At 59.7% G+C, this 13,681-nt stretch carries 10 protein-coding genes; 8 read left to right on the top strand and 2 right to left on the bottom strand.

Going from position 1 to position 13,681, the window contains the following annotated elements; translation table 11 throughout:
* Nucleotides 1-30: 30 nt before the first annotated feature.
* Nucleotides 31-600, top strand: a complete 570-nt coding sequence (locus FEZ21_RS08135) for a PadR family transcriptional regulator (protein ID WP_003443267.1) — start codon at nucleotides 31-33, stop codon at nucleotides 598-600.
* Nucleotides 597-1,379 (top strand): siderophore-interacting protein, encoded by a 783-nt coding sequence (locus tag FEZ21_RS08130; protein ID WP_160626840.1) that lies wholly within the window; start codon nucleotides 597-599, stop codon nucleotides 1,377-1,379. Before FEZ21_RS08135 ends, FEZ21_RS08130 begins: the two co-directional genes overlap by 4 nt.
* Nucleotides 1,380-1,429: 50 nt before the next feature.
* Here FEZ21_RS08130 and FEZ21_RS08125 read toward each other — a convergent pair whose 3' ends face one another.
* Both FEZ21_RS08125 and FEZ21_RS08120 read right to left on the bottom strand, forming a co-directional pair.
* Entirely contained in the window at nucleotides 1,430-2,083 is a 654-nt protein-coding gene (locus tag FEZ21_RS08125; RefSeq protein WP_160626968.1) for a Pr6Pr family membrane protein, read from the bottom strand.
* A gap of 22 nt (nucleotides 2,084-2,105) precedes the next feature.
* Nucleotides 2,106-2,336: a VF530 family DNA-binding protein gene (locus tag FEZ21_RS08120; protein ID WP_003443274.1), complete on the bottom strand. Its 231-nt coding sequence runs from the start codon at nucleotides 2,334-2,336 to the stop codon at nucleotides 2,106-2,108.
* Nucleotides 2,337-2,557: 221 nt separating this feature from the next.
* Here FEZ21_RS08120 and FEZ21_RS08115 point away from each other — a divergent pair, with 221 nt between their 5' ends.
* From FEZ21_RS08115 to FEZ21_RS08090, 6 genes are all read left to right on the top strand, one after another.
* Nucleotides 2,558-4,594 (top strand): TonB-dependent receptor, encoded by a 2,037-nt coding sequence (locus FEZ21_RS08115; protein WP_160626838.1) that lies wholly within the window; start codon nucleotides 2,558-2,560, stop codon nucleotides 4,592-4,594.
* Between the two features lie 1,232 nt (nucleotides 4,595-5,826).
* Nucleotides 5,827-7,209: a carbohydrate porin gene (locus tag FEZ21_RS08110; protein WP_160626836.1), complete on the top strand. Its 1,383-nt coding sequence runs from the start codon at nucleotides 5,827-5,829 to the stop codon at nucleotides 7,207-7,209.
* 130 nt (nucleotides 7,210-7,339) lie between these two features.
* On the top strand, nucleotides 7,340-9,757 hold the full coding sequence (locus tag FEZ21_RS08105; RefSeq protein WP_160626834.1) for a glucose/quinate/shikimate family membrane-bound PQQ-dependent dehydrogenase: 2,418 nt from the start codon (nucleotides 7,340-7,342) through the stop codon (nucleotides 9,755-9,757).
* Between the two features lie 199 nt (nucleotides 9,758-9,956).
* Nucleotides 9,957-12,386, top strand: a complete 2,430-nt coding sequence (lon, locus tag FEZ21_RS08100) for an endopeptidase La (RefSeq protein WP_127196111.1) — start codon at nucleotides 9,957-9,959, stop codon at nucleotides 12,384-12,386.
* Between the two features lie 235 nt (nucleotides 12,387-12,621).
* Nucleotides 12,622-13,014 (top strand): protease inhibitor I42 family protein, encoded by a 393-nt coding sequence (locus FEZ21_RS08095; protein WP_003443281.1) that lies wholly within the window; start codon nucleotides 12,622-12,624, stop codon nucleotides 13,012-13,014.
* A gap of 1 nt (nucleotide 13,015) precedes the next feature.
* Nucleotides 13,016-13,657 carry a lysoplasmalogenase gene (locus FEZ21_RS08090; protein WP_160626832.1) on the top strand — a complete coding sequence of 214 codons (642 nt, stop codon included), beginning with the start codon at nucleotides 13,016-13,018 and terminating at the stop codon, nucleotides 13,655-13,657.
* The last annotated feature ends 24 nt before the right edge of the window (nucleotides 13,658-13,681 follow it).

Below are 13,681 nucleotides of genomic sequence, written 5' to 3'. Positions count from 1 at the left end.
GTATCTAACTTGCAGAGAGGACTAAGAGAAATGAGAGAACATCATCCCCATCACCGCGACCATGGCGCGGGCCCGGACAGCTTCGAAAAACGCTCAGGCCGCGAACGCGGTGGCCGCGGCCCACGGGTATTTGCACCTGGCGATTTGAAATTGCTGCTGCTGGCCCTGATTGCCGAGCAGCCTTGCCACGGCTACGACCTGATCCGCCAGATCGAAACCATGTTCGACGGCGCCTATAGCCCCAGCCCCGGTGTGATCTACCCGACCCTGACCTTCCTTGAAGAAAGCGAAATGATCCAAGGCGATGCTGAGGGCGGGAAAAAACGCTATTGCGTGACCGACCTGGGTCGCCAGTCCCTGACGGATCAGGCCATTGCCCTGGATGGCGTGCGTATGCGCATCGAGGTCAGCAAGCGCTCACTGCGCGGCCATGATCGTCCGGCAGAAATCCACGAAGCGGTGCACAACCTGCGCCACGCCCTGCAAATGCATCACGGTCGCTGGAGCCCGGCAGAAATTGTGCGGGTCCGCGATTTGCTCAACAACACTGCCAAAGCCATAGTCGACGGCCCTGTTACTGCACAGGAGGATGCTCAATGAATACCGCTGATACCCAGACCATTCACCGGGTCACCCACGAAATCAAACGTCGTAAACTTGAAGTGCTGCGGGTGGTCGACCTGACCCCGCGCATGCGCCGCATCACCCTGGGTGGCCCTGAGCTGGCAGGCTTTATCAGCCTGGGCAGCGACGACCACGTCAAACTGTTTTTCCCGCAGACCGCCGAGGAACTGGCGACCCTGGAAAATCTGGAATTGAGTGCAGGCATGAAGAGCAAGACCATGCCACCGATGCGCGACTACACCCCGCGTCGCTATGACCTGGACACACTTGAGCTGGACATCGATTTTGTTTTGCACGGTGACGGCCCGGCGGCCACCTGGGCGGCTCAGGCCAGCCCGGGGCAATCGTTGTATATCGGGGGTCCGCGGGGCTCGATGGTAGTACCGGACATGTTCGACAGCTACTTGCTGATCGGCGACGAAACCGCGTTGCCAGCAATTGCCAGGCGCCTGGAAGAACTGCCCGCCAATCGTCGCGCCCTGGTGGTGGTCGAGGTGGAGAACGCCGCGGAAGAGCAGGCTTTGAACAGCGCAGCCTCAGTGGAAGTGATCTGGGTTCACCGCGACGGCTCAAACAACTTGCTGGAGATCATCGAAGGACTGAGCGTTCCACAAGGCAAGCTCTATGCCTGGGTCGCTACCGAAACAGCGTTGTCGCGCAAAGTGCGCAGAGTGTTGCTGGATAGCCACGGGCTGGATGAAGAATTCGTCAAGGCTGCAGGCTACTGGCGGCTGGACAGCAGTTCAGAAGAATAGCCCTGCCTGACCTGCAGGAGCGAGCGCTTCCAGGCACAATCAGCTCGCTCCTACAACAACAGGGTTGTTCGGCCGCGCCAGCGATCCAGCCCCACGACAACCAGCGCCACCAGCACAAACCCCGCCAGAATCCCGCAGGCATTTACGAACACCTGTGCATAACCAAGGGTTTCAACGTCAACAAACGGATACGGGTACGTGCCCAGCAAGTCGCCGCGCAACAGGATGTAGGCGAAATACAGCACGGGATACAAAACCCATAGCCCGATATGGCTCAGGCGCAGCGACCCTTTGGGTACGCAGAACCACCAGTACAACGTGAACAGCACCGGCATTACGTCGTGCAGCACTTCATTGGCCAGCCATTGCAGGCCCTGCGGTTGCCAGAGCTGGCGCAGCAGCAGGCTATACGCCACACCCACCACGATAATGCTCACGGCAATGCCGCTGCTGACCCAGGGCTGCAGGAAAAACCCCTTGCCTGTGGCATTTCGCGTGCCAGCGGCAAAGGTCAACACTGTCGCGGCCAGGGTGTTGCTGAGGATGGTGAAAAGACTGAAGTAGGCCACCAGCCCCCCCACCAGACTCGCTCCCAATGTCCAGCGCGCAAACAGCACCAGATCAAGCTGAATGGCCAGCCCGGTCCATCCCAGTATCGCCACCAGTCTGCATAGCATGCGCTGCCGGGCTTCGCTCAATCCCATCGCGGTTGCGTTCATGGGTCTGTCAAAGTTCGCGTTTGGTACGGGCGTATTTCACATACAGCTTTTCGACCTTTTCCCGCGCCCAGGGGGTTTTACGCAAGAAGGTCAGACTCGACTTGATGCTCGGGTCGCTCTTGAAGCAGCGAATATCAATGCGCTCGGCCAGCCCTTCCCACTCGTAATGCGCCACCAGCGCAGTGAGGATCTGTTCCAGCGTCACGCCGTGCAATGGGTTGTTGTTGGGTTCAGTCATGCCGAGCCTTTTAAGCAATAGAGGAAAGTCGCGCACCTTAGCCGAGCACCTGCTCAGGGGGAAGAGCATTCGCTATGCAGCCAGTCTAGCGGTGACCTGACGGCCAAATGAAAGTTCCGCTTGGCGACCATTAAAGCAATGTTATATTGTAACTATAACTTGCCACTCAAAGAGCGCTCAGCGCCCCCTGTCCTCCCCTGCCCCTTGCCAAGGAACCTGCAATGTCCGCCCCTGCTTTCTCACGTAACCTGCGACGCCTGCGCCTGACGCCGCTGGCCACCGCACTGCTCATCGCCTCCCCGGCCTATGCCCTCGAACTGCAACCCCAAGTGATTACCGGCAATCCTCTGGGCAGCAGCCAGCTGGCCTCGCCGACCACGGTGCTGGAGGGCGACGACCTGACCCTGCAACAGCAAGGCAGCCTGGGGGAAACCCTGAACAAACAGCCCGGCGTGTCTTCGTCCTACTTCGGCCCGGGCGCCAGCCGACCAATCATTCGCGGACTGGATGGCGACCGGATCCGCATCCTGCGCAATGGTGTCGGCGCGCTGGATGCCTCGTCGCTGTCATACGACCACGCGGTGCCACTGGACCCGGTCAATGTTGAGCGGATCGAAATCGTCCGTGGCCCGGCGGCTCTGCTCTATGGCGGCAATGCCATCGGCGGCGTGGTCAACACCTTCGACAACCGCATCCCGACTGAAGCCATCGACGGAATTCATGGCGCCGGTGAACTGCGTTATGGCGGCGCCGCAACCACCCGCAGCAGTGCAGGCAAACTGGAAGCTGGCGATGGCACTTTCGCCTTGCACCTGGATGCCAACGCCCGCGAGTTCAATGACCTGAAAATCCCGGGCGAGGCCCGCAGCCGGCACGCCCCGCAAAGTGACGACGACGATAGTAAAAGGGGCCGCCTGGGTAACAGTAACGGCCGTCAGGATGGCGGTGCCTTGGGCGGTTCCTACACCTGGGATGACGGTTACGCCGGGTTGTCCTACAGCACTTACGACGCCAATTACGGCTCGCCTGCAGAGCAGGACGTACGCATCCGCATGAAGCAGGACCATTACGCTTTCGCCTCGGAAATACGCAACCTGCAAGGGCCGTTCAGCGCCCTGAAACTGAATGCCGGGTACACCGATTACGAGCATCGCGAAATCGAAGGGGGTGAAGTGGGTACCACCTTCAAGAACAAGGGCTACGAAGCCCGGGTCGAAGCCCGTCACCTGCCGCTCGGGCCGTTGAACGGGGTGATCGGCGCGCAGGTCAATCGCAACGAATTCTCGGCGCTGGGCGAGGAAGCTTTCGTGCCGCAGACCGACACCAACAGCGGCGCGCTGTTTATTCTCGAAGAACTGCAGGCCACTGACAGGCTGAAACTCAGCCTCGGCGGGCGCCTGGAACATACCGTGGTGGACCCGGACGCCAAGGGTAACGAGCGTTTTTCTGCCGCTGACAGTTCCAAAAGCTTCACCGCCGCCAGCCTGTCGTCAGGCGCCGTGTTTGCCCTCACCCCCATCTGGTCGCTGGCCGCCACCCTCGGCTACACCGAACGCGCACCGACCTTCTACGAGCTTTACGCCAACGGTGCCCACGTTGCCACCGGCACCTATGAGGTGGGCAACGCCAGTCTGTCCAAAGAAAAAGCCGTGTCCAGCGACCTGGCCCTGCGCTTTGACAACGGCACCCACAAAGGCAGCTTCGGCGTGTTTTACAGCCACTTCTCCAATTACATCGGCCTGCTGGGTACAGGTCGCACCCTGAACGACGAAGGTCAGCCCGATGCGGACGGCATACCGGAGTACACCTACTCCGGAGTACGGGCTCGTTTCACAGGTTTCGAAGCCAAGGATCATTGGACGCTTGGGGAAAGTGCCTACGGCAAGTTCGCACTTGAACTGTCGGGTGACTACACCCGCGCCACCAACCTCGACACCGGTGAAGCCTTGCCACGAATCGCCCCGCTGCGCCTGAGCAGTGGCCTGCTGTGGGAGCTGGATCGCTGGCAGGCACGGATCGATGTCGAACATGCCAGCAATCAGGGGCGAGTTCCGGCCAATGAGTCCGGTACCGACGGCTACACCACCCTGGGCGCCAGTGCCGGCTATCACTTTGATGTGGGCAGCAGCCAATGGCTGGCGTTCGTCAAAGGCGACAACCTGACCAACCAGACAGTGCGTTATGCCAGCTCGATTTTGCGTGATATTGCCCCTGCTCCGGGGCGAGGGATAGAGGTCGGCCTGCGTACCACCTTCTAGCGCTCTCGCCTCTGTACCCAATCTTGTGGGAGCCGGCTTGCCGGCGATGGCTGCACTGCGCTTGCGCAGGGAAACAGGATCGCCTGCATCGCTGGCAAGCCAGCTCCCACCATTCAAACATGAGGCAAAAAGCCCCTGGGCCGAGCGGGCGCAGCGCACTGATACCGAAAATGATCCATGCCACTCAATGCCCAATCACCTGTGGGAGCCGGCTTGCCGGCGATGGCTGCACTGCGCCTGTGCAGGAAAACAGCGTCGCCTGCATCGCTGGCAAGCCAGCTCCCACCACTCAAACATGAGGCAAAAAGCCCCTGGGCCGAGCGGGCGCAGCGCACTGATACCGAAAATGATCCATGCCACTTAATGCCCAATCTCCTGTGGGAGCCGGCTTGCCGGCGATGACTGCACTGCGCCTGTGCAGGGAAACAGCATTCCCTGCATCGCTGGCAAGCCAGCTCCCACCATTCAAACATGAGGCAAAAAGCCCTCGGACCGAGCGGGCGCAGCGCACTGATACCGAAAATGATCCATGCCACTCAATGCCCAATATCCTGTGGGAGCCGGCTTGCCGGCGATGGCTCTACTGCGCTTGCGCAGGAAAACAGCGTCGCCTGCATCGCTGGCAAGCCAGCTCCCACCATTCAAACATGGGGCAAAAAGCCCCTGGGCCGAGCGGGCGCAGCTCACTAATACCGAAAATGATCCATGCCACTTAGTGCCAATCCTGTGGGAGCCGGCTTGCCGGCGATGGCTGTACTGCGCTTGTGCAGGGAAACAGGGTCGCCTGCATCGCTGGCAAGCCAGCTCCCACATTCAAACATGAGGCAAAAAGCCTCTGGGCCGAACAATTGCAGCGCACTGTTACTGAATCAGAAATGATCCATGTCACCAGTGCCCAAGCCAGCTCCCACCCTTAAATATCCATTTGCGCCCCGCCCGGGACCTTATTATTTCGACGCTTCTCAATAAAAATCTGGTCCGCATATACCGCTATCCGCCTCAAACATGAGGCAAAAAGCCTCTGGGACGAACGGTCGCAGCACACTGTTACCGAATCAGAAATGATCCATGTCACTTAAAGTGCTGTTTCTAAACGTTTCGGGGCTTTATCATTTCCCCATCGAAGGCTGAATCGATTCACTCTGCCTTCAAATCTCCAAGTGCTAATCCTGCCTCCAAAGACAGCGCTACCCACTGCCATAGCCGTATTTATAAAGACCTACATCTCGACCATGTCTACATTTCAGATTTTGCGCAAACCCGGCGCACGACGCCCTATTGCCGGGCAAAAGGCCCTGAGCCTGCTCGGTTCCCTGGCTGTTTTGGGCCTTGCCTCCAGCGTGCAGGCGGCCCCGGCTTTCGACAGCGACTCCAAATGGATGCTCGGCGACTGGGGCGGCACGCGAAGCGAGCTTGAAAAACAGGGCTATGCGTTCTCCCTGGACTATGTCGGCGAAGTGGGTTCGAACCTGCATGGCGGCTATGACCATGACCGCACTGCGCGCTACAGCGATCAGTTCGGCCTGGGCACGCATCTGGACTTGCAGAAGATTCTGGGCTGGAACGACGCTGAATTTCAGCTGACCATTACCCAACGCAGCGGTAACAACATCAGTAATGACCGGATCAACGATCCGCGTGTGGGCGGCTTCACTTCGGCCCAGGAAGTCTGGGGCCGTGGCCAGACCACCCGCCTGACGCAGATGTGGTACCAGCAGAAATTTTTCGATCAGAAACTCGACATCAAGGTCGGTCGTTTCGGTCAAGGCGAAGACTTCAACACCTTCCCCTGCGACTTCCAGAACCTGGCTTTCTGCGGCTCCCAGGTCGGCAACTGGGCCGGCAGCATCTGGTACAACTGGCCGGTCAGCCAGTGGGCGCTGCGGGTCAAATACCACCTGACGCCCGAGTTGTATGCACAGGTCGGCGCCTATGAGCAGAACCCTTCGAACCTGGATCGCGGCAATGGCTTCAAGCTCAGCGGCAGCGGTACACAAGGCGCGGTGCTGCCGATCGAACTGGTGTGGACGCCAAAAATTAATGGCCTGCCAGGGGAATATCGGGCGGGTTACTACTACAGTAATGCCAAGGCAACAAATGTTTACAAAGATGTAAATGGTCAACCGGCCGCGTTAACCGGCCAAGCATATCGCAGCAGTTCAAGCAAAAACGGGATGTGGCTGGGCGTGCAACAACAGCTCACTTCCCGCGCCAGCGACCAGTCAAGGGGGTTGAGTGTTTTTGCCAATGCCACCGCTCACGACAAGAAAACCAACGCCGTGGACAACTATGTTCAGGCAGGTCTCATCTACAAAGGCGTGTTCGATGCGCGCCCCAAAGACGACATCGGTTTCGCCATGGCCCGGGTGCATGTCAACCCGGCCTACCGCAAAAATGCCCAGGCCACCAATCAGGCCCGCGCCCTCTACGATTTCGATAACCCGGCCTACCTGCCGCCCCAGGATACCGAGTACAGCGCCGAGCTTTATTACGGCGTGCATGTCACCAATTGGCTGACCGTTCGACCGAACCTGCAGTACATCCGCCACCCCGGCGGCGTCAGCAAGGTAGATGACGCCCTGATCGGCGGTTTGAAAATTCAAAGCTCGTTCTGAGGAACGAGCTGCAAGTCCCGTGTTTGAAACGAGCAACAAAGAACCTATTTCGATGAATCATCCCCGCCTCGAGTCGTCCTTCAAAGGCAGCCTGCGCGGGAACACCTCTAACGTAACGGAGAACCACACTATGAGCACTGATGGTGCTTTCAGTCGAGGCCGCTTGCTACCAAGCCTACTCGGTATCTTGCTGCTGCTAATGGGCCTGGCCATGTTGGTCGGGGGTATCAAGCTGTTGACGCTCGGCGGGTCGAGTTATTACCTGCTGGCCGGTATCGGCTTTGGCTTGTCCGGCGCGCTGCTGATTGCCGGGCGCCGCGCGGCGCTGGGTCTGTACGCGCTGGTGCTGTTTGCAAGCACCGTCTGGGCGCTGATGGAAGTCGGTCTGGACTGGTGGCAGTTAGTGCCGCGTCTGGCGCTGTGGTTTGCCATCGGCATCGTGTTGCTGCTGCCATGGTTTCGTCGTCCACTGCTGCGCGGTCAGCCAGCTCCGGTTGCTACCGGCGCGCTGGGCGTTGCCGTAGTGCTTGCCGGTGCCGCTGCACTGGCCAGCCAGTTCACCAGCCCGGGTGAAATCAAAGGCCAGCTGGACCGTGATGCCGTACCTGGCATGACCAACACCGCTCCGGCCATGCCCGATGGTGACTGGCAGTCCTACGGGCGTACTGCCCATGGCGACCGCTACTCGCCGCTGAAAGAAATCACCCCGCAGAATGCCCACAAGCTGGTTCCAGCCTGGACATACCGCACCGGTGACATTCCTGGCGCTGGCGATCCCGGCGAAACCACTGCCGAAAACACTCCGCTGAAAGTCAACGGCATGCTGTACGTGTGTACCCCACACAGCCAGGTGATTGCCCTTGACCCGGATACCGGCAAGGAAATCTGGCGCTTCGATCCGAAGATCAGCACCATGAACGAGGCCAACTTCAAAGGTTGGGCGCACATGACTTGCCGTGGCGTGAGCTATCACGACGAAGCGGCCTACGCCAAAGCCGGCAGTGAACAAAGCCCTGCCGAGCCTGCGGCCGCTACTGCGAGCAACTCGTGCCCGCGTCGTCTGTTCGTGCCGACTGCCGACACCCGTCTGATCGCCATCAATGCCGACACCGGTAAAATGTGTGAAGACTTCGGTGACCATGGCCAGGTTGACCTGCGCCACAACATCGGTGACTTCACTCCGGGTGGCTACTACTCCACCTCGCCACCTGCCGTGACCAAAGACCTGGTTGTGATTGGTGGTCACGTAACCGATAACCTGTCCACCAACGAGCCATCCGGCGTGATCCGCGCCTACGACGTACGTACCGGCAAACTGGTATGGAACTGGGACAGCGGCAACCCGGACGACACCACGCCGATTGCCGAAGGCAAAACCTACACTCGCAACTCGCCCAACATGTGGTCGATGTTCGCAGTGGACGAAAACCTCGGCATGCTTTACCTGCCGATGGGCAACCAGATGCCTGACCAATATGGCGGCGACCGTACCGAGGACTCCGAGAAGTACAGCGCAGGCGTGACTGCTCTGGACATCAATACCGGTAAAGTTCGCTGGACCCGTCAGTTCACTCACCATGACCTGTGGGACATGGACGTTGGTGGTCAACCGACCCTGATGGACATGAAAACAGCCGATGGCGTGAAACCGGCACTGCTGGCTTCGACCAAGCAAGGCAGCATCTACGTGCTGGACCGTCGCACTGGCGAAGACATCGTACCGATCCACGAAGTGCCGGCACCTGGCGATGCGGTCAAGGGTGACCACACCTCGCCAACCCAGCCTCGCTCGGACCTGAACCTGAGCCCGCCGGATCTGACCGAGCGCGACATGTGGGGCGTTACCCCGTTCGACCAGATGCTGTGCCGGATCAACTTCAAATCCCTGCGTTATGACGGCATGTACACCCCGCCATCGCTGCAAGGTTCCATCGTGTATCCAGGCAACTTCGGCGTGTTTGACTGGGGCGGCATCTCGGTCGATCCGGTTCGCCAGATCGCCTTCCTGAACCCGAGCTACATGGCGTTCACTTCCAAGCTGATCCCCCGTGAAGAAATTGCTGCACTGGGTCCGCGTGTCAGTGAAACCGAAGGCGTGCAACCTAACGAGGGCGCTCCGTACGGGGTCATCCTCGAGCCGCTGCTGTCGCCACTGGGCTTGCCTTGCCAGGCTCCGTCCTGGGGTTATGTGGCTGCAGTCGACCTGACCAACAACCAGCTGATCTGGAAACACAAAAACGGCACCGTGCGTGACAGCTCGCCGGTTCCACTGCCACTGCCAATGGGTGTTCCAAGCCTGGGCGGGACCTTCACCACTGCCGGTGGTGTAGCCTTCCTCAGCGGTACCCTTGACCAGTACTTGCGCGCTTACGATGTAAGCAACGGCAAGCTGCTGTGGGAAGGTCGCCTGCCTGCTGGCGGTCAAGCCACACCGATGACCTACACCGGCAAGGACGGCACCCAGTATGTGCTCGTTGTCGCTGGCGGCCACGGCTCGCTGGGCACCAAGCAAGGTGACTACGTGGTAGCGTTTAAACTGGCTGAGTAAGCTTACAGCCGGTTCCGGGAAAGGCGGCCATCGCGAGATGGCCGCCTTTTTTTGTGCCTGCGAATCCGCCTGGAACCATGACAATCCCGGGGCCCGGGGCTGCCACCGGCCCATGCCCCTGATGATGAAAAACCCTTCACCTTGAAACCACTGGCAATACGCCCCATCTAAGACACATACCCAATTGCGCAGGTGCCCCATGAGCGACCAGCAAGAATTCCCGGACAATACAACTGAGTACACCGATGTAGAGCACACCGAGACCGAATCAACCGAACACGCTGCAGGTACTGAGCTGGCCTTGCCGGGGCAGAATCTGCCGGACAAGGTTTACATCATCCCGATTCACAATCGGCCGTTCTTCCCGGCGCAAGTGTTGCCGGTCATCGTCAATGAAGAGCCCTGGGCCGAAACCCTGGAGCTGGTCAGCAAGTCGCCGCATCATTCGCTGGCGCTGTTTTTTGTCGACACCCCTCCCGATGATCCCCGCCACTTCGACACCTCCAGCCTCCCGGAATACGGCACGCTGGTGAAGGTGCATCACGCCAGCCGCGAAAACGGCAAACTGCAATTCGTGGCCCAGGGCCTGACCCGCGTACGCATCAGCATGTGGCTCAAGCACCACCGTCCACCGTATCTGGTGGAGGTTGAATACCCGAAAGAAAATACCGCCCCCACCGACGAGGTGAAGGCGTACGGCATGGCGCTGATCAACGCGATCAAGGAGTTGCTGCCGCTCAACCCGCTGTACAGCGAAGAGCTGAAAAACTATCTCAATCGCTTCAGTCCGAATGACCCGTCGCCGCTTACCGACTTTGCCGCAGCATTGACCTCGGCCACCGGCAACGAGCTGCAAGAAGTGCTCGATTGCGTACCGATACTCAAGCGCATGGAAAAAGTCCTGCCGATGCTGCGCAAGGAAGTCGAAGTCGCGCGGCTGCAAAAAGAGATTTCGGCCGAGGTCAATCTCAAGATCGGCGAGCATCAACGCGAGTTCTTCCTCAAGGAACAGCTCAAGGTGATCCAGCAGGAACTGGGACTGACCAAGGATGATCGCAGCGCCGATATCGAGCAGTTCAAGCAACGTCTTGAGGGCAAGACCCTGCCCCCCCAGGCACAAAAACGCATCGACGAAGAAATGAACAAGCTGTCGATTCTGGAAACCGGATCGCCCGAATACGCGGTGACCCGCAATTATCTGGACTGGGCGACAGCGGTGCCGTGGGGCGTGTTCGGTCAGGACAAGCTCGACCTCAAGCACGCGCGAAAAGTGCTCGATGCCCACCATGCCGGGCTCGATGATATTAAAAACCGTATCCTCGAGTTTCTGGCCGTAGGTGCCTACAAAGGCTCGGTCAGCGGCTCGATCGTGCTGTTGGTCGGCCCTCCCGGGGTGGGTAAAACCAGCGTCGGCAAATCCATTGCCGAATCCCTGGGGCGCCCGTTCTATCGCTTCAGCGTTGGCGGCATGCGCGATGAAGCCGAGATCAAGGGCCACCGGCGCACCTATATCGGCGCCCAGCCGGGCAAGCTGGTACAGGCACTGAAAGACGTCGAAGTGATGAACCCGGTGATCATGCTCGACGAGATCGACAAGATGGGCCAGAGCTTCCAGGGCGATCCGGCCTCGGCGTTGCTCGAAACCCTTGATCCGGAGCAAAACGTCGATTTCCTCGACCACTATCTGGACCTGCGCCTGGACCTGTCCAAAGTGCTGTTCGTGTGTACCGCCAACACCCTGGACTCGATCCCCGGGCCATTGCTCGACCGTATGGAAGTGATTCGCCTCTCCGGTTACATCACCGAAGAAAAGATCGCCATTGCCAAGCGCCACCTGTGGCCCAAGCAACTGGAGAAAGCCGGGGTATCAAAAAACAGCCTGAGCATCAGCGACAGTGCCCTGCGTGCCGTGATCGACGGCTACGCCCGTGAAGCCGGGGTGCGCCAGCTGGAAAAACAGCTGGGCAAGCTGGTACGCAAAGCGGTGGTCAAGTTGCTGGATGATCCCGCGGCGGTGATCAAGATCGGGCCCAGGGATCTCGAAGCTTCGCTGGGTATGCCGCCGTTTCGTAACGAGCAGGTCATCAGCGGCACCGGAGTCATTACCGGTCTGGCCTGGACCAGCATGGGCGGCGCCACCCTGCCGATCGAGGCAACCCGCATCCACACCCTCAATCGCGGCTTCAAGCTGACCGGACAGCTGGGGGATGTGATGAAAGAGTCGGCCGAAATTGCCTACAGCTACATCAGCGCCAATCTGCAGAAATTTGGCGGCGACCCGCGCTTCTTCGATGAAGCCTTTGTGCACTTGCACGTGCCGGAAGGTGCGACGCCCAAGGACGGTCCGAGTGCCGGTGTGACCATGGCCAGTGCCCTGTTATCGCTGGCCCGCAATCAGGCACCGAAAAAAGGCATCGCCATGACCGGCGAGCTGACGCTGACCGGGTACGTGTTACCGATTGGCGGCGTGCGTGAAAAAGTGATTGCGGCACGCAGGCAGAAAATTCACGAGTTGATTCTGCCCGAACCTAACCGGGGCAACTTTGAGGAGCTGCCGGACTACCTGAAAGAGGGCATCACCGTGCATTTCGCCAAGCGCTTTGCCGATGTGGCCAAAGTACTGTTCTGAAACAAGGGAGAATTTTCCGGCCCTTGCTGCAGGCTCGTTTCACTCGCCAGCGGCTACGGCAATCGGGTCGTTACAACACCCGAACGCCGTGGCGTCGCTGACGAGGTACGGGGCTGCGATAGACGGCGCAGCAAGCCCCCCCTGACTGAAGCCCCGTGCCTCGTCAGCGACTACAGGAAGCTACGGGAATCATGGGTTATGCTGCGCCCTTGTATTCGTCTGACCGGAGCCATCAATGCCCCATGCACGTATCCTCTCACTGCTCAGCCTCAGCCTGCTGACAGCCTGTGCGCACCCGCCTGCGAACAACCTCACCGTTGAAGATCAAAGCGACTGTCCGATACAACTGCACAACGGGCAAAATTTGACCCTGTCGCTGCCAAGCAATCCCACCACGGGTTACCGCTGGGCGATTCAGGACTCTGCCGGGGGCATTCTGCGCAGCCTGAGCCCTGAGGTTTACAGCAGCACCGACAACGGCCAGTTACTGGGAAGCGGCGGGCAATCGACCTGGCGCTTTCAGGCATTTGCCACCGGCAACGGGCGCCTGCGCCTGACCTCTCAGCAGCCCTGGGAGCCAGAAGCCGAACCCGCGCAAACATTCGATTGCCAGATCACGGTGAACTGACATGCCATGGCTGATTCTTGCGGTCATGGGTGCCGGCGCGTACCTGTACGGCCTGAGCATGCACGCCACGCTCCTGTGCCTGATCAGCAAAGCCGTCCCGGTGATGGCCCTGCTCGGCTGGCTGCAGGATGCACCGCCCAGTGCCTATCGGCGCTGGATCAGCATCGGCCTGATGTTTTCCCTGCTCGGCGACATACTGCTGGCCTGGCCGGTGGACCTGTTTGTATATGGCCTGGGCGCGTTTTTGTTTGCCCACCTGGCTTATCTCAAGGCCTACCTGGTGGACTGCCGCCGCCCGGCACTGCCGGCACTGGCATTGGCGTTACTGGCAGGCATCAGTCTGCTGAGCGTGATGGCAGCCAAGGGATTGGGGGACTTGTTGATCCCGGTCTGCATTTACGCCCTGACCATCAGCGCCATGCTCTGGCGCGCGCTGGCCCGGCTGGGCAGTGGCGTACCCGGGCGCTCGGCGTGGCTGGCAGCGGCCGGGGCGCTGGCATTCGTCGCCTCCGACAGCATGATCGGAATCAACCGTTTTGTGCTGTCGTTCGATGCTGCGCCCTACCTGATCATTCTCACTTACTGGCTCGGGCAATGGGGTATTGCCGCCTCGGCGTTTAGCCAGAGCAAACGCGATCACTGACAGGCTGGCGCCCCGGCGCGTTGA

Source organism: Pseudomonas sp. 9.1(2019) (assembly GCF_009910445.1).
In the GTDB taxonomy this organism is placed as follows: domain Bacteria; phylum Pseudomonadota; class Gammaproteobacteria; order Pseudomonadales; family Pseudomonadaceae; genus Aquipseudomonas; species Aquipseudomonas paraversuta.
The sequence above is the reverse complement of the archived record's forward strand: the minus strand, read 5'-3'. Positions and strand labels throughout refer to the sequence as shown.